This is a genomic window from Pantoea sp. B65 (genome assembly GCF_047308185.1).
GTDB lineage: Bacteria > Pseudomonadota > Gammaproteobacteria > Enterobacterales > Enterobacteriaceae > Erwinia.
In genome coordinates this window covers 294,061-311,842 of record NZ_JAHXPU010000036.1, presented here as the reverse complement: position 1 = coordinate 311,842, position 17,782 = coordinate 294,061, and the positions used below count along the sequence as shown (strand labels likewise).

Annotated in this window: 14 protein-coding genes; 12 read left to right on the top strand and 2 right to left on the bottom strand. The window is 54.4% G+C overall.

From position 1 onward, the window contains the following. Positions 1-270: 270 nt before the first annotated feature. From JWF83_RS15635 to JWF83_RS15595, 9 genes are all read left to right on the top strand, one after another. Complete coding sequence (locus tag JWF83_RS15635) at positions 271-1,260, top strand: ABC transporter substrate-binding protein (protein WP_413651499.1); 990 nt, start codon at positions 271-273, stop codon at positions 1,258-1,260. A 22-nt stretch (positions 1,261-1,282) separates the two neighbouring features. Then, positions 1,283-2,125: an ABC transporter ATP-binding protein gene (locus JWF83_RS15630; protein ID WP_413651263.1), complete on the top strand. Its 843-nt coding sequence runs from the start codon at positions 1,283-1,285 to the stop codon at positions 2,123-2,125. Next, entirely contained in the window at positions 2,097-2,966 is an 870-nt protein-coding gene (locus JWF83_RS15625) for an ABC transporter permease (protein ID WP_413651261.1), read from the top strand. Before JWF83_RS15630 ends, JWF83_RS15625 begins: the two co-directional genes overlap by 29 nt. 268 nt (positions 2,967-3,234) lie before the next feature. Then, positions 3,235-4,689 (top strand): MFS transporter, encoded by a 1,455-nt coding sequence (locus JWF83_RS15620; protein ID WP_413651260.1) that lies wholly within the window; start codon positions 3,235-3,237, stop codon positions 4,687-4,689. A 198-nt stretch (positions 4,690-4,887) separates the two neighbouring features. After that, positions 4,888-6,180 (top strand): citrate synthase, encoded by a 1,293-nt coding sequence (locus JWF83_RS15615; RefSeq protein WP_413651259.1) that lies wholly within the window; start codon positions 4,888-4,890, stop codon positions 6,178-6,180. Positions 6,181-6,566: 386 nt separating this feature from the next. Next, positions 6,567-8,387: a methyl-accepting chemotaxis protein gene (locus JWF83_RS15610; protein WP_413651258.1), complete on the top strand. Its 1,821-nt coding sequence runs from the start codon at positions 6,567-6,569 to the stop codon at positions 8,385-8,387. A gap of 593 nt (positions 8,388-8,980) precedes the next feature. Continuing rightward, positions 8,981-9,499 carry a gluconokinase gene (gntK, locus tag JWF83_RS15605; RefSeq protein ID WP_413651256.1) on the top strand — a complete coding sequence of 173 codons (519 nt, stop codon included), beginning with the start codon at positions 8,981-8,983 and terminating at the stop codon, positions 9,497-9,499. A gap of 101 nt (positions 9,500-9,600) precedes the next feature. Further along, positions 9,601-11,415, top strand: a complete 1,815-nt coding sequence (gene edd, locus JWF83_RS15600; RefSeq protein ID WP_413651255.1) for a phosphogluconate dehydratase — start codon at positions 9,601-9,603, stop codon at positions 11,413-11,415. Positions 11,416-11,452: 37 nt separating this feature from the next. Then, complete coding sequence (locus JWF83_RS15595; protein ID WP_413651254.1) at positions 11,453-12,094, top strand: bifunctional 4-hydroxy-2-oxoglutarate aldolase/2-dehydro-3-deoxy-phosphogluconate aldolase; 642 nt, start codon at positions 11,453-11,455, stop codon at positions 12,092-12,094. A 6-nt stretch (positions 12,095-12,100) separates the two neighbouring features. On the opposite strand, the gene JWF83_RS15590 is transcribed toward JWF83_RS15595, so the two are convergent. Continuing rightward, complete coding sequence (locus JWF83_RS15590; protein ID WP_413651253.1) at positions 12,101-13,012, bottom strand: LysR family transcriptional regulator; 912 nt, start codon at positions 13,010-13,012, stop codon at positions 12,101-12,103. A gap of 194 nt (positions 13,013-13,206) precedes the next feature. On the opposite strand from JWF83_RS15590, the gene JWF83_RS15585 reads away from it, so the two are divergent. The 3 genes from JWF83_RS15585 (at position 13,207) to JWF83_RS15575 (ending at position 15,439) form a co-directional block, all read left to right on the top strand. Beyond that, positions 13,207-13,956, top strand: a complete 750-nt coding sequence (locus JWF83_RS15585; protein ID WP_413651252.1) for an SDR family NAD(P)-dependent oxidoreductase — start codon at positions 13,207-13,209, stop codon at positions 13,954-13,956. 107 nt (positions 13,957-14,063) lie between these two features. After that, entirely contained in the window at positions 14,064-14,435 is a 372-nt protein-coding gene (locus JWF83_RS15580; protein ID WP_413651251.1) for a nuclear transport factor 2 family protein, read from the top strand. A gap of 77 nt (positions 14,436-14,512) precedes the next feature. Further along, the gene (locus JWF83_RS15575; protein WP_413651250.1) at positions 14,513-15,439 is read left to right on the top strand and encodes an Rpn family recombination-promoting nuclease/putative transposase; all 927 of its coding nucleotides are present in this window, start codon (positions 14,513-14,515) and stop codon (positions 15,437-15,439) included. Positions 15,440-15,635: 196 nt separating this feature from the next. On the opposite strand, the gene glgX is transcribed toward JWF83_RS15575, so the two are convergent. Next, positions 15,636-17,711, bottom strand: coding sequence for a glycogen debranching protein GlgX (glgX, locus tag JWF83_RS15570; protein ID WP_413651249.1), 2,076 nt, complete (start codon positions 17,709-17,711; stop codon positions 15,636-15,638). Positions 17,712-17,782 lie beyond the last annotated feature (71 nt).

Below are 17,782 nucleotides of genomic sequence, written 5' to 3'. Positions count from 1 at the left end.
TTAACCCTGTGGTTAATATGGGAATAACTGAGCGCAGCGACTATAGTCCCGTCGTTTTATTAACAGAACGATAAAAAATAACTTAGCTTTACTGCGGAGTGAATAAGCATCCAATAATCACGGCGTGAATAAACTATTGCGCTGTGATTGCTGTTTTTTGCATAAGCAAAGCAAATTAAATCATTTCTTTTTTAGTCAGTGGACGAACAAGCTTTTGCTTAGACGAAAATAGATTATCTCCGGGGAAAATAAGTGAAACAATTAAATAACATACTGGGGCGCGGTATTATCGCGCTGGTAGTTGCCGGTTTAAGTCAAACGGTCCAGGCCGAAGGAAAAATCAGTATTGCGCAGCAGTTTGGCATTGGTTATTTGATTCTTGATGTGGTGCGTGACCAGCAGCTAATCGAAAAAGAGGGCAAAAAAGAGGGGCTGGATATTGAAGTGGACTGGCGCACCCTGTCAGGCGCTACCGCGATGAATGAAGCACTGCTCTCCAATGCGCTGGATGTCGCCTCCGCCGGGGTGCCGCCGATGCTCACTCTGTGGGATCGCACCCGTGGACGACAGAATGTGAAGGCGATTGCCGCGCTCGGCTCAATGCCGAATTACCTGTTGAGCAATAATCCGGCGGTGAAAAGCGTAAAAGACCTCAGCGAAAAAGACCGTATTGCCGTGCCTGCTGCTGGCGTCGGTTTCCAGTCACGTACGTTGCAGATTGAAACCGCGAAACTGTACGGCAAAGACGACTACAAACGCTTTGATAATATCAGCGTCAGTCTGCCGCACCCGGACGCCAGCGCGGCGTTGATCGCCGGCGGTTCGGAGATTACCACGCATTTTTCCAGCCCGCCTTTCCAGTATCAGGCGCTGGAGCACAGCAACGTGCATAAAATTCTCAGCTCCTATGACGTGCTGGGCGGTCAGGCCACGTTTAATGTGCTGTATACCACGCAAAAATTTCATGATGAGAATCCGAAAACCTATCGCGCGTTTTATCGCGCGTTAAGTGAAGCGGCAAAAATAATTAATGCTGATAAAAACCAGGCGGCAGAAACCTATCTGCGGGTGGAAAAATCGCGCCTGCCGTTACCGCTGGTGCAGAAAATTGTTAACGATGCGGAAATCAGTTTTACCGTGTCACCCGAACGTACCTGGGTTTATGCCGATCAGCTGCATGAACTTGGCGTGCTGAAAAATAAAGCGCAGTCATGGAAAGACTATTTCTTCAATGAAGCCTGGGAAAATCCCGGCAGCTGAATCCGCAGCGAAGGAGAAGAAAATGGAACAGACAACGCCAGTGGCGCCATTGTTGCAGGTCAGAACGGTGGATATCGAATATCGCACTCATCAGCGGCGGGTGCGCGCCACGCACGATGTCAGTTTTGATGTCTGGCCCGGCGATCGCTTTATTTTGCTCGGGCCGTCGGGGTGTGGCAAATCAAGCCTGCTCAAAGCGGCCGGTGGATTTCTCACTCCGCGCAGCGGTGATATTACCCTGGATGGCGTCACCATCAGGGGGCCTGGCCCGGAACGTATGATGGTGTTTCAGGAGTTTGATCAGTTACCGCCGTGGAAAACCGTGCTGGAGAACGTTATGTTCCCGCTGCTGGCCAGTCGCAAAGCAGATAAAGCCGGGGCGCGTGAGCGGGCGCTGCATTTTCTCAATAAAGTGGGGCTCGCGGGTTTTGCCGATGCAATGCCGCATACGCTCTCCGGCGGCATGAAACAGCGCGTAGCGATCGCCCGCGCGCTGGCGATGAAACCGCGCATCTTATTAATGGATGAACCTTTTGCCGCCCTGGATGCCCTGACGCGGCGCACCATGCAGGAGGAGTTGCTGACATTATGGCATGAGGAGCATTTTACTCTGCTGTTTGTCACCCACTCCATTGAGGAAGCGCTGGTGGTGGGTAGCCGCATTCTGGTGCTCTCTCCGCATCCCGGACGGGTGCGGGCCGAGCTTAATTGCCATCAGTACAGCCATAATGATTTTGGCAGCGCGGAATTTCAGCACGCCGCCCGGCATATTCACCATTTACTGTTCCCGGCGGCGCTGCCTGCGGACGGCCATCATCAGACACAGGAGCGCGTTTATGTCCCGGCAACCCTTCATTCGTCCTGAATATGAACATCAACTGGCTCCCCTGCGCGATTTGCCGCTGGAGGTGCCGCTGCCGTTGCGACAGCGTCTGTGGAATCAGACCTGGCTACGCAAAACACTGATCGTACTGCTGGTGCTGATCGCCTGGGAAGCGGCGGCGCGCATCCAGCAGAACGATTTAATGCTGCCGGGGGTGTTACAAACCTTCCGCGCATTTGTAGAAGATATGCGCAGGGGCGAACTGCCGGAAAAAGTGGTTAACTCACTGAGTACCTTGCTGAAGGGCTATGTTATCGGCAGCCTTCTGGCGCTGGTCGCCAGCGCGCTGGCGATTTCCACCCGCTTCGGGCGCGATTTGCTTAGCACGCTGACCGCAATGCTGAATCCGCTGCCGGCAATTGCACTGCTGCCGCTGGCGCTCTTGTGGTTTGGACTGGGCAACGTCAGCCTGATTTTTGTGCTGGTGCATTCAGTGATGTGGCCGATTGCGCTAAATACCTGGTCCGGCTTCAGTAGCGTACCGGACACGCTGCGCATGGCGGGGCAAAACTATGGGCTGAGAGGCCCGCGCTATGTGCTGATGATTCTGATCCCGGCATCGCTGCCGTCGATCCTTGCCGGGCTAAAAATTGGCTGGGCCTTCGCCTGGCGTACGCTGATTGCGGCTGAGCTGGTGTTTGGCGCCTCAAGCGGCCAGGGAGGGTTGGGGTGGTATATTTTCCAGAACCGTAATGAGTTATTTACCGACCGGGTATTTGCCGGATTGCTAACGGTGATTGCGATTGGGTTACTGGTGGAGGGGGTGGTTTTTGCCACGCTGGAGAAAGCCACAGTGCGACGCTGGGGAATGCAGCGTCAGTGACGAACTTTCCGTCAGCAATGGCTGAAATTTTTCATCTGGCGTTAATCGATATAATATTTTGCGCAGTTTCGTGACCTGGGGTGATAATTATCATGAGTAGCTATTTGGCCGGCTGAAAATATCCTTTCGCCACTATTTCCGTGCCGGGCGTTGTATTTTCTCTGCCTGCGTCAGCAGCGCAGATCAGAGTATTATTGGTGTAACATCTTTTCTGGCGTTATTATACCTCCTTTGGCAGCGTGCTGTCTGTCAATGCAGAGGATGTGCCATGGCTTTATCTGACTCGCCCGCTGGAGATAACCCACGGCAGGATGCCACGTCGGGCCGGATCTCCGGGCTGGCGCTATTGGTTGCCAGCGCGTTTTTTATGGAGTTTCTCGACGGAACCGTTATTGCGACCGCGCTGCCGGATATGGCCCGGGCGTTTGGCGTTTCAGCCATTGATCTTAATATCGGGATTAGCGCCTATCTGTTGACGCTGGCGGTATTAATCCCCGCCAGCGGCTGGCTGGCGGAGCGCTTCGGCGCCCGAACGATCTTTAGCCTCGCGTTGTTTATTTTTACCCTCTCATCCCTGTTCTGTGGACTGACGCATAACGTTACGGAATTTGTCCTGATGCGTATTTTGCAGGGGATCGGCGGCGCCATGATGGTGCCGGTAGGGCGGCTGGTGGTGCTACGTACCACGCCAAAAGATCAGCTGATCAAAGCCATTGCCACCCTGACATGGCCGGCGCTGGTGGCGCCGATTCTCGGCCCGCCGCTGGGGGGGTTTATTACTACCTACGTCAGCTGGCACTGGATTTTCTTTCTCAATGTCCCCCTTGGCGTTATCGCCATCATCCTGGCGTTGCGCATGATGCCCAATCAGTCTACGGAGCAGCGGCGACCTTTTGACCTTATCGGTTTTGTTTCCATCGGGATCACCATGCTCTGCCTGGTGGCAGGTCTGGAGATGTTCAGCCAGCAAAATATCAATCTGGTGAATGGCCTGCTGCTGATGGTGGCGGGTCTGCTGGCGCTGGTCTGGGCAACAAGACATCTGTTGCGAGCCAGCACACCGCTGATCCGCCTGCGTTCGCTGGCGGTGCCCTCATTTCGCATTACTATGCGCGGTGGCTTTGTGCTGCGCGCCACCATCAGCTCTGCGCCTTTTATGTTGCCGCTGATGTTTCAGGTCGGATTTGGTATGGACGCGTTTCACGCCGGATCGCTGGTGCTGGCGGTATTTGCCGGCAATCTGGCGATGAAGCCGGCCACGACGCCATTGATTCGCTACTTTGGTTTTAAAAAATTGCTGGTGGGCAACGGCATCCTCTGCGTGTTGTCGCTGCTGTTTTGTGCCTGTTTAACGCCGCAATCGCCGCGCATCCTGACTCTGCTGCTGCTGTTCTGGGGCGGACTCAGTCGTTCAATGCAATTTACCGGCATCAGTTCGCTGGCGTTTGCTGAAGTCCCGCCCCAGGAGATGAGTTCCGCCAACACGCTATTCAGTACCTCGCTTCAGCTGGCCAACGGTCTTGGGGTGACGCTGGGAGCGCTAAGTATTCGCCTCGGCGGCTGGTTAACCGACTGGCTGGCTCTCCCCGCGGGCGAGGGGATGGCCTTCAGACTGGGGTTTGTCGTGATTGCGCTGATAACCGCAATCGCACTCTGTGATATCGTCAGGCTGGCGCCGGCGGCGGGCAGCAATGTTTCCCAACCGGCGAAAGAGCGTGGTTGATGGCACTCTGCCAGCGTTAACCGTCGCTGGCGGGGCGCCTGGCTGGCGCCAGAGAAGCCGTTCCCGCAGCAATTTATTCTGGTTTTATTTATTTACATCAAAGAATAGCGATCGGGTCGTCGCTATGGTGAAGTTTCGCCCTGGAAAAACCTTCCAGGTTAATCGCTTAATTATCCTGCTGGTGGGAAGGTCAAATTTATGACAAATAAACAGGCAATACTTTCGCTGGATGGACAGGATGCCATTCCGCTGGACCTTGTGGCCGGGACGCTGGGGCGCAGTGGTGTGGATATCACTCCCTTTGAACAGCAGGGGTTGTGCAGTTTTGATGCCGGGTTCACGAATACCGCCGGCTGCAAATCAGCCATCTCGTATATCGATACCGATAACAGTATTTTGTTGCACCGCGGCTTTCCGGTGGGGCAACTGGCCGAACAGTGCGATTTTCTTGAGGTCGGCTACATCCTGCTATATGGCGACGCCCCTGATGAGGCGCAGTACCAGACATTCAGGGAATCGATCACCCGTCATACGCTGATTAACGAACAAATGGCGCGGATGTGTAGTGGTTTTCGCCGAGACTCACATCCGATGGCGCTGATGTGCGCGCTGGTGGGGGCGCTGGCGGCGTTCTATCATGATGTACTGGATATTGATAATACCGCACACCGCGAGCTGGCGGCCACCCGCCTGCTGTCAAAAATGCCAACGCTGGCGGCAATGAGCTACAAATATTCGATTGAGCAACCGGCTAATTATCCGCGCAACTCGCTCTCTTATGCCGGTAATTTTCTCCATATGTTGTTTGCGGTACCGGCCGAGAAATATGTGGTCAATCCGGTTATTGAGCGGGCGATGAATCAGATCCTCGTTCTGCATGCCGATCACGGTCAGTGTGCGTCGACCACAACAGTGCGCGCCGCCGGCTCTTCGGGGGCGAACCCGTTTGCCTGTATCGCTGCGGGTCTGGCATCACTCTGGGGGCCGATGCACGGCGGCGCGAATGAAGCCTGTATGCGCATGCTGGAAGAGATCCAAACGGTGGATCAGATCCCGGCATTCCTCAGCCGGGCGAAAGCACAGCCCGATGCCTTCCGGCGTTTGGGTTTTGGTAACTCGCGTTATCGCAATTTTGATCCGCGCGCCGCGATTATGCGCGAAACGTGCCGCACGGTGCTCAGTGAGTTAGGTATGGCTGACAGCCTGTTGCAGGTGGCAATGGCGCTGGAAAACGTATCAATGAGCGATCCCTATTTCATTAATAACGGTCTCTACCCAAGTGTTGATTTCTATACTGCGGTGATCCTCAAGGCAATGGGGCTGCCTTCGTCGATGTTTGTCGTCGTCACGGCAGTTGGCCGCACGCTGGGCTGGATTGCACACTGGAATGAAATGCACAGCGAGCCGCTAAAAATCTATCGTCCGCGCCAGGTGTATGTGGGTGAACAGCCGCGCGACTATGTTTCCCGTCGCAATGCCGCTGCGCGATAAGCGACTTGCTTATCGGCAACCGGAAAATGCTCCCGTCGGGGAGCATTATTGTTGTGCGAGTGAGGGTATAGGGTATAAATATTCGCCAGTTTGCAGGTTATTATAATGTTAGTTTTATGTTTATAAAATGCTATTTTATTTCCTGCTGTCTTCACCTTCGGGTTACAAATATACCTCTGCAGAGTGATCTTCATCATAATTACGTCGTGCCTTTCTGTTTTTATATTTATTACTATTGCTGGCTGCCTTTTTTAAATATTTCAATTATTCATTCACGGTGCTTTAGTAACTAAAGTTATCGTAATTAATTCTCCTTCTTTGCCGATGTACGAGGTGATCCGCGTAGAACCTGCATATTTTGAAATAAGAATGGAGAATTGCGATTTATGAAGAGGATAATGATTTGTTTCGAGAACCTGAAAGTTGGCAGAAAACTGGCGCTGGGTTTTGGGCTGGTTTTGCTACTTAGCGTAGCGGTGGCACTCTGTGGCATAAAAAATCTGCAAGATATTGCAGAACGTGCCGGAAAAGTCAGTCAGTTAAAGATGATTACTGACCACTTCGCGCTGGCAAAGGATGCCAGACTGCAATATGTCAAAACCCATGACGAGCAGTTTGTTGCCATCAATGAAGAAAATATCCAGCGTGTCGATGAAAAAATAGCCACACTGCAAGCGTTTCACTGGCACGCTGAACAGCAAGCCATGCTGCGCACCTTACCCGATGCGATCAAAGCTTACCGTGATAAGCGCACGGAAACCGTCAGTGAAACCCGTAAGCGTAAGAGCATCGCCAGCGACTTTGTGATGACCAAAGAGCTGGCGGAGATTAATCGCCTGGCGCAATCCTATCCGGCGCATTCCGTTACCGCTAATGCGCTGAATGATCTCAGCAAACACCTGAATGAGGTGGCGATACGTGTCACTCTGCTGGAATTGCAAAATTCGGCTGAAGCGCAGCAGGCTTTAGGGCAGTTTATAGCTGAATCGGTTCAACTTATTGCAGCGGTGCAATCACAGGTCAGTGCTGAAGATGCGCAAACGCTGAGCGGCATTGCGCGCGCCATATCGGCGAAGCAGGAGGGTGCACAGGCTTATCTTGCTTCGTATCTTGCCGAACAACAAGCGACGAAATTGCTTGCTAAGGCCGGGGCAGAATTAACCACGGGAAGTAATGCCCTTTTTGCTGAAGAGCTGGAGGCGATGCATTCCGATATTAACCAGGCGATGCTGTGGATGTCATTAATTCTGGCGGTATCGGTGGTATCAGGTGTGGTAATCGCATCGATTATCAGCCGTCAAATCACCCAGCCATTATCAGCCACTTTACGCGTGGCCAGAGAGATCGCCGGCGGCGATCTGCGGGCAGATCTTAAAACCTCACGCCGCGATGAACTGGGAGAACTGATGCAGGCAGTCGGCGAGATGAGCACCGATCTGCGCCGCATTATTGGTGATATTCGCAGTGGCGTGTCGCAGGTGAGTCACGCTTCGGCAGAGATAGCGGCGGGGAATAATGATTTGTCGGCACGGACGGAAGAGCAGGCGGCGGCGCTGGAAGAAACCGCTGCCAGCATGGAACAGCTTACCGCAACGGTGAAACAGAACGTCGACAATATTCATCATTCCAGCCAGCTGGCGCAAACCACCTCCGAAACGGCCAACAAAGGGGGGCAGCTGGTCAGCCATGTGGTGAAAACCATGAATGAGATCACTACCAGTTCGGGGAAAATCGCCGAAATTACTACGGTCATCAATAGCATTGCTTTCCAGACGAATATTCTGGCGCTTAATGCCGCCGTGGAAGCAGCACGTGCCGGCGAGCAGGGGCGCGGTTTCGCGGTGGTGGCCAGTGAGGTGAGAAACCTTGCCCAGCGAAGCGCGCAGGCGGCAAAAGAGATCGAGCAGCTGATTGGCGAATCTGTCGGACGCATCAGCGCCGGATCGGCACTGGTCGAACAGGCAGGATCCACTATGCATGATATTGTCAGCTCTATCGGCAATGTTACTGAGATTCTTAACGAAATTTCGCAGGCATCTGATGAACAAAATCGGGGTATTTCACAGGTGGGCGTCGCAATTGTCGAAATGGACAGCGTAACCCAGCAAAATGCCGCGCTGGTGGAGCAATCATCTGCTGCTGCTCACGCCTTACATGATCAGGCGAAGCATCTGGCGGGTTCTGTCGCGCGTTTTATCACCGAATAATTGCCGATGCTCCCGCCAGGGAGCATTTCAAACGGTCAACCGCATGATAAATTAGTATTATTAGCAGACAGATTAATTCTGTGGTGGCAGAGGGACATCTACGCCACCGTAAAAAGAAAATCTCCTGATTATCTTCGTGGTGACATCTATCAAATGCCGTGACATTTTTCCTTAATAAAACACAGATGATAGTTGATAATTATCAACTGGCCAGCAAGCGCACCTGCTATGGTTATTCCCTGCCAGCGCTATCCTGAGGCAAATAAATCCTGGTATCATTGCGCTACCACCTCTGCTGATAAAACTCAGGGGAAACGGTTATCCGCGGGTTTGTTATGCATCTGTTAAGCCTGCGGCGCAGATTGTTTCTTCCCCAATCAATAATTTTGAAGCAGATCACAATTATTAATTTCATGCTGGTCAGCGGATTGTAACCGTGGCGCATTCCACTGATAATGTTACCGATAACATGTTACCGGTAACTTTCACGCTAATTCTGTCGCGGTGTGATCTGCCGGTAACAACGGCGAAGCTAACACTGTTGGTAGCTTTACCCCGCCATAGCGCTAGGTATTCACTCCTGGAGGTCAGTCGTGACCCATAATCAAAATCGCATTTACATCCTGATGGGGGTTTCCGGTAGCGGAAAATCGGCGGTTGCCAGTGCCGTTGCTCGCCAGTTGTCTGCCGGTTTTCTTGATGGCGATTTTTTGCATCCGCGCAGTAATATTTTGAAAATGGCCAGCGGGGAGGCACTGGATGATAGCGATCGCGCGCCCTGGCTGGCAGCCCTTAACGACGCGGCTTTCGCCATGCAACGTACCCATTCCGTATCGATCATTGTTTGCTCCGCGCTGAAAAAAAATTATCGCGATCGGTTGCGCGCCGGCCATAGCAATCTGTCGTTTATCTATCTGCAGGGGGATTTCCCGCTGATTGAACAGCGCATGGTTGCGCGTCGCGGTCATTTCTTTAAGCCGCAAATGTTGATCTCGCAGTTTGCCGCGCTGGAACAACCTGGCGCTGAAGAACGCGATGTGATGGCGATCGATATCAGTCAACCACTTGCCGCGGTGATCGCCGAAACTCTGCAGCATATTCAGGGTGTTTAGCCGCAGCAGGACTGTGCCTGAATACCGTGACGAGAACCGCTGCTGCGGTGCGATCAGCGGCATGATTTTTTACGCTGTTTTAAAAAACCTGTGAGGACGATATGGTTAACGAAACCTTATCCCGTGTAACACAACGCATTACCGAACGTTCTGCCGCAAGCCGCGCCGCCTATCTGGCACGCATCGAGTCTGCCCGTTCGCAAACGGTGCATCGTGCCCAGCTGGCTTGCGGTAATCTGGCTCACGGTTTTGCCGCCTGCCAGCCTGACGACAAAAGCGCACTGAAAAATATGGTGCGCAGCGATATCGCGATTATCACCGCATACAACGATATGCTTTCCGCGCATCAGCCCTATGAGCATTATCCGCAGCGTCTGAAGGCCGCACTGAAAGCCGTTGGCGCTGTCGGTCAGGTTGCCGGTGGCGTACCTGCCATGTGCGACGGGGTGACTCAGGGACAGGACGGTATGGAGTTATCGCTGATGAGCCGCGACATTATCGCCATGTCTGCGGCGATTGGTTTGTCGCACAATATGTTCGACGGGGCACTGTACCTCGGTATTTGCGACAAGATTGTCCCCGGATTAGTGATGGCTGCGCTCTCTTTCGGTCATCTGCCCGCGCTGTTTGTTCCCGCCGGACCGATGAGTAGTGGCCTGCCGAATAAAGAAAAAGTGCGTGTGCGCCAGTTGTACAGCGAAGGCAAGGCTGACCGTCAGGCATTGCTGGAGGCGGAAGCGGCTTCGTATCATGGCATCGGTACCTGCACCTTTTATGGCACCGCCAATACCAATCAGATGGTGATGGAAGTGATGGGGTTGCATCTGCCGGGCGCGTCCTTTGTGCCGCCGGATACCGCCTTGCGCGACGCGCTAACTGACGCTGCGGCGCGTCAGGTGACGCGTCTGACCGAAACCAGCGGGAACTATCTGCCGATCGGTCAGTTGGTAAATGAAAAAACGTTGGTAAACGGTATGGTTTCATTGCTGGCCACCGGGGGCTCGACCAATCTGACCATGCATATGGTGGCAATGGCGCGGGCGGCGGGCATTATTATTAACTGGGATGATTTCTCCGAACTGTCTGATGCGGTGCCGTTGTTATGCCGCATCTACCCGAATGGTCCGGCGGATATTAATCAATTCCAGGCTGCTGGCGGTGTACCACTGGTGGTACGTGAACTGCTCAACAATGGGCTGTTACATCAGGACGTAGATACCGTGGCCGGTTTCGGCCTCGATCGTTATACCCGGGAACCCTGGCTCGATGAGGGGCAACTGGCCTGGCGGGAAGGGGGTGAAAGCTCACTCGATAGCAAGGTTATCGCCAGTGTCGCTCAGCCATTCGAACATCACGGCGGCACCAAAGTGCTGTCGGGTAATCTGGGCCGCGCGGTAATGAAAACCTCGGCGGTACCTGAAGGTAACCAGATTATCGAAGCGCCGGCGGTGGTTTTCGAAAGCCAGCATGACATTGTGCCGGCATTCGAAGCCGGAAAGCTAAATCACGATTGTGTGGTGGTGGTCCGTTTCCAGGGACCCCAGGCGAATGGCATGCCAGAGTTGCATAAACTAATGCCGCCATTGGGGGTGTTAATGGATCGCGGTTTTAAAGTGGCGCTGGTAACGGATGGTCGCTTATCGGGAGCTTCCGGCAAAGTGCCTTCTGCGATTCACGTCACGCCTGAGGCCTGTAGTGGCGGCATGCTGGCTAAGGTACAGAACGGCGACATGATCCGTGTTAACGGTCGTAGCGGCGAACTTGAACTGCTGGTCGACCCATCCGAGCTGGCAAAGCGTCAGCCCTGCCGGCCCGATCTCAGCGCCGAGCATACTGGCTGTGGCCGCGAGCTATTCAGCGCTTTACGCAACCAGCTTTCCGGCGCTGAACAGGGTGCCTGCTGCATCCGATTTTAATCCCGCAGCCCTGATAATAACTAAAGAGACATGATTAATGAAAAACTGGAAAACAAGCGCTGAACAAATCCTGACGGCAGGTCCGGTAGTGCCGGTGATTGTCATCAATAAACTGGAGCAGGCTATTCCGTTAGCCAGGGCACTGGTTGCGGGTGGGGTTCGGGTACTGGAAGTCACGTTGCGCACCGCCTGCGCAGTTGAGGCCATCCGTGCGATTGCCCGCGAGGTGCCGGAAGCGATTATTGGTGCCGGTACCGTGCTGAATGCACGACAGTTGCAGGAGGTCACTGACGCCGGTGCGCAGTTCGCCATTAGTCCGGGGCTGACCGCTGAGCTGTTAAACGCCGCCGACGCGGGCGCGATTCCGTTGATCCCCGGCATCAGCACCGTCTCCGAATTGATGCTCGGCATGGAGTATGGCCTGCGTGAATTCAAGTTTTTCCCGGCGGAAGCCAACGGCGGCGTGAAAGCCCTGCAGGCGATTAGCGGCCCATTCCCACAAGTGCGGTTTTGCCCCACCGGCGGGATTTCGCTCGCTAACTACCGCGATTATCTGGCGCTGAAAAGTGTGCTGTGTATCGGCGGTTCCTGGCTGGTACCCGCCGACGCGCTGGAAAGCGGTGATTTCGCCCGTATCAGCGCGCTGGCCGCTGAAGCGGTGGCCGGGGCCAATCGCTAAAGGGGATTAATCACTACCGCCGACTTTTTGCGGAAACCAGCTCAGCAACCAGTCAATAAACACGCGCAGGCGCTGGGTTAGGTGGCGGTTTTGCGGATAAACCACATGGAAGGGGTAGGCTGCCGGGCGCCACTGTTGCAGGACTTCCACCAGCGCCCCCTCCCTGATCGCCGCGCCTGCTGAGTAACTAAATGTCTGGATAAGGCCAAGACCCGCGAGACCCGCGGCTAAATGCGCATTACTTTCGTTCACTCCAATATGGTGATCGACTTTTATTTCTGTCTTTTCACCATGGTGTTCAAAACGAAAAGGGAACGCTCTGCCATTCTGCGGCGAGAGATAACTCACCAACTGATGGCCATTCTTCAGTTCGGCCGGATAGGCCGGGATGCCAAAGGATTTAAGATATCCCGGCGTTGCGCAGGTGATCAGTTTCGCGTAGCCGATATGGCGCGCGATCAGCGATGAGTTTTCCAGCGGGCCGCCGCGGATCACACAATCAACATTATCGCTGATTAAATCCACCGAACGATCCGATACCCCCAGATCAATACGGATACCCGGATAGCGGGCAACGAAGTCCGCCAGCGCCGGGATCAACACATCGCGCGCGGCAGAACCGCCAATGTCGATACGCAACTGACCCTGTGGCTGATTATGTGCAACATTAAACGAGCTATCGATATCCTCAAGATCGCGCAGAATACGTGTGGTCTTTTCATAGTAATCACGCCCTTCAGCGGTCACCGTGACGCGTCTGGTGGTCCGCTGTAACAGCCTGATACCCAGATGCATCTCCAGTTCCTGCACCAGCTTGCTGAGTGTCGCGTTTGGCATATCCAGCGAATCCGCGGCGCGGGTGAAATTACCTGCCTCCACAATACGGGCAAAGCCGCGCATTGCCATCAATTGATCCATTCTGCTTTGCTCCCCGCTGTCAGTTCACCAGATTATACATGTCCATGAATAGTCATTTCCATTTTCTCTATTTTTCAATAAAAGAACAGGCGTTACAGTTCATCCATGCCTGACGCGATAAACCGGCGCCATCAGATGGCGCGCTGGCAGAGGGCACTTCCAATCCACCCGTATCTGATTTTGAGGATTCAATGATGAACCAGCAATTAAATGGCAAAGTCGCTCTGGTCACCGGCGGCAGCAGCGGCATCGGTTTGGCCAGCGCGAAGGAACTGGCAGAGCAAGGGGCGAAAGTGTTTATCACCGGTCGTCGCCAGGCAGAGCTTGACGCGGCTGTTGCGGCTGTGGGTGCTATGGCTACCGGCATTCGCGCCGACGTCTCGCAGATGGCGGATCTTGATACCGTCTATGCGCAAATCGCCGGCAGTGCGGGTCGGCTGGATATACTGCTCGCCAATGCCGGGGGCGGCGATATGCTGCCGCTGGGCGCCATTACGGAAGAGCATTTTGACCGTATCTTCGCGACCAATGTCAGGGGCGTCCTGTTCACCGTGCAGAAGGCATTGCCGCTGTTAACGGATGGCGCATCGGTGATCCTGACTGCATCGACGGTATCCATCCAGGGGACGGCTGGTTTCAGTGTTTACAGCGCCAGCAAGGCGGCGGTTCGCAACTTTGCACGATCCTGGGCGCTGGACCTCAAGGATCGGGGTATCCGCGTCAATGTCGTCAGTCCTGGCCCGGTGCGGACACCTGGTCTGGCCGGGCTGGTGCCGGATGAACACCGCCAGGGATTGTTCGATACTCTGGCCGCGCAGGTCCCGCTGGGTCGTCTCGGCGAACCGGATGAGATCGGCAAGGCGGTCGCTTTCCTCGCCTCCGACGCGGCCAGCTTTATCAATGGTATTGAGCTGTTTGTTGACGGTGGTATGGCACAGGTGTGAAAACATTAGCGCTGTCGACAGGCGGCAAAACCCAATGATGGCTGACAGGGTGGGTGCCGGTTGCGCTTATAGCGCAGCCGGAAGCCCGTTCACAGGACAAAGATAAAATGGCGACACTAACTGAAGAAATTGCCATCAGTCAGCGACTGATTGACGGTCATTTTGCTATCTGGAACGACCCGGATGCCGGAAAACGGGTCGGTAAGTTTTCACAAATTTATACCGCTGACTTTTTCGTCGCTGATTACCGTAGTATGGCCACCGGCTATGCGGATGTTGCGGCGTTTATTGCCCGGGTCCGCGCCGAACACCTGGGGTTTTTATTCACCCCCGATCCGATTGCCTGGAACCATGGTCTCGGTCGCGTCACCTGGGGCTATGGTCCGCCGGATAATCCTAATCGGGTACGCGGAGAAGATATCTTCACCATCCGGGATGGCAGACTGGCAAGTTTACGGGTGTTTATCGATAAAAATTGACGGCATAAAGTGATTATATTTTAACCATCTGTCGCGTGTGTTAAAGTCCCCGGATGTCAATTCGGATGACAGGAGCCATGGCTATGGGGACCACGCCCACACCGCATGATGCGGTATTTAAAAAATTTCTCACCCGCCCGGAAACGGCCCGCGACTTTCTGCAGATACATCTGCCGGCGGCACTGCTGCAGCACTGTAATTTGCAGACCCTGCAACTGACCTCGGGCAGCTTTATTGACAAGGAGCTGCGCGGGCTGTGTTCAGATGTGCTGTACTCACTGAAAACCGCCAGCGGCGACGGCTATATTTACTGTCTGATTGAACACCAGAGTTCACCGGATAAAAATATGGCCTTCCGGCTGATGCGCTACGCCATCGCGGCAATGCAGCGGCACCTTGACCAGGGCCACGATAAACTGCCGCTGGTTATTCCGATCCTTTTTTATCACGGACTGATTAGCCCGTACCGTTGTCCGATGAACTGGCTGCAGGCATTTGGCGATCCGGCGCTGGCCAGCCGGCTGTATAGCGAGGATTTTCCGCTGGTGGATATTACGGTGATCCCCGATGCGGAAATCAGGCGGCACCGGGGGGTGGCGCTGCTGGAATATTTGCAGAAACATATCCGTCTGCGCGACCTGATGCTGATGCTGGAGCCACTGGAAACCCTGTTGCAGAGCGATTATATTACCGATGAACAGCGGGCGGCGGCGATGGAGTATATGCTGCTGGTGGGGGAAACTTCCGACGCGGAATTATTTATCCGCACGCTGGCGCAGCGGGCGGTGAAATATGAGGATTTACTGATGACCATTGCAGAAATGCTGGAACAGAAAGGACGACTGGCAGGGCGGCAGGAAGGGCGACAGGAAGGCTGGCAACAAGGGCGGCGGGAAGAAAAACGGCAAATTGCCCGCATAATGCTGTCTGAGGGGCTGGAACCTGTAGCGGTGATGAAGATAACGGGGCTGACGGAAGACGAGTTGAAAAAGATTCGTCATTAATACGGTGACCCGGTAGCGTGCGGCGCGATACGCGAGCAGCCCGGTTTGCGCCAACTTCCGCTGCAATGTCGGACCAAAGAAAAATCCACGCCATAGCGTGGATTTTGGTCCGGCGTCAGTCAGTAGCGTCGGGACGATGGCGTTATTCGCCGCATCGACCGGCGGTCGCTGCGCCTGTCCACGGCTCTCTCCCGGGTCACGGTCTTCTGAACAGTGCGATGCTGCGGCCTTTAAGTTCGAAATCTTTTTCCCTGGTGATCACCATACCGTGCCTGGCGCTATCGCAGGTGGTCAGTTCCAGCACCCAGCCCCCCTCACCAAACTGGGGGATACGGAATGGCACATTCCCTTCGAACGGATTGAACAGTATCAGCACGTCGTGCCAGATGCCTTCCTCTGCCTGGAGATCCGAGCGGCCGATATAGACGCCGAGCGTCGACCCCTCATCCCAATGTTCAGACTGCTGGAAACCGCCGCCAGCATTAAACCACTTGATATCCATGCCATCACGCCAGTTTTCGCGGCGGAGCAGCGGTTGTTCGGCCCGAAGCCGGATAACCTGACGCGTGAACTCGCGCAGCGATTCACTGGATTCCGGCAGAGAGTCCCAATGGACCCAGGAGATCTCGCTGTCCTGGCAATAACCGTTATTGTTGCCCATTTGGCTGCGGCCGAACTCGTCACCGGCCAGCAGCATCGGCGTGCCGTGGGAAAAGAATAAGGTGGCGAGAAAATTGCGTTTCTGGCGCTCGCGTACCGCGTTGATCTCTTTATCGTCGGTTGGACCTTCGGCACCGTAATTATAAGAACGGTTGTCGTTATGACCGTCGTTATTGTCCTCGCCATTCTCCTCGTTATGTTTTTCGTTGTACGAGACCAGATCGTTAAGCGTGAAGCCGTCATGGGCGGTGATAAAGTTGACGCTCGCCCAGGGACGACGGCCGCGCTGATCGTAGAGATCGCCGGAACCGAGCAGGCGGGCGGCAAAATCGGTCGAGACATTATCTCCCTTCCAGTACTCCCGCACCGTGTCGCGATACTTGTCGTTCCACTCGGCCCAGCCTGGCGGGAAGCCGCCAACCTGATAACCACCCGGGCCGATGTCCCAGGGCTCGCCAATCAGCTTTAGTCTGGAAAGCAGCGGATCCTGCATTATCGCATCGAAGAAACCGCCGCGCTGGTCGAAGCCTTCCGGCTCGCGACCGAGAATGGTGCCGAGATCGAAGCGGAAACCGTCGATATGCATGGATTCCGCCCAGTAACGCAGCGACGCCATGACCATCTGCAACACCCGTGGATGCGAGGTATTTACGGTGTTACCGGTGCCGGTGTCGTTAATATAATAACGGTGCTGATCCGGCAGCGTGCGGTAATAGGAAAAGTTATCAATGCCCTTAAATGACAATGTCGGGCCGAGCTCATTGCCTTCCGCGGTGTGATTGTAGACCACGTCGAGGATCACCTCGATACCGGCATCGTGGAACGACCGCACCATATCACGGAAGCCCTGAATACCCCTTGGCCCGAAATAGCGCGAGGCCGGCGCGAAAAAGCCGAGGGTGTTATAACCCCAGAAATTCTTCAGTCCTCTGTCGAGCAGATGCTGATCGTCCGGGAACCAGTGGATCGGCAGAAGCTCGACCGAAGTGATGCCGAGGCTTTTAATGTAGTCAACCGACGCTTTGTGGGCCATACCTTCGTAGGTGCCACGCAGTTCCTGCGGCAGGGCGGAGTTGAGCTGGGTAAAACCCTTTACATGGGTTTCGTAGATAACCGTTTTCGGCCACGCAATATTCGGGCGGTTCTGGTCCTGCCAGTCGAACTCGTCAGGATCGATAACCCGGCACTTTGGCATAAATGGCGCGCTGTCGCGGGTATTGAAGCTCAGGTCCTTATCCTGGTGTTGCAGGTCATAGGCGAAATGCGCTTCATCCCAGCTGATGTCGCCGGCGATTTCGCGTGCATAGGGATCGATAAGTAATTTGTTAGGGTTAAAACGATGACCATTCTCGGGGTCATAAGGGCCATGGACGCGATAGCCGTACAGCGCGCCGGGTTTAAGTCCCGGCACATAGCCATGCCAGATCTCATGGGTATATTCCGGCAGCTCAAGTTTTGCGATCTCAATCTTGCCGCTCGGGTCGTAGAGGCAGAGCTCAATGCGCTGCGCGTGTGCCGAGAAAATGGCGAAATTGACGCCCTCGCCATCGAAATTAGCGCCCAGAGGGTGGCTAAATCCCGTAGTGATTTCAAAAATCTTACCGTTTGACATTCATCCCTCTTCATTAAATGAACAGAACTTCACGGAATACAGCGATTCATGAGATTTGTATTTCAACAAAA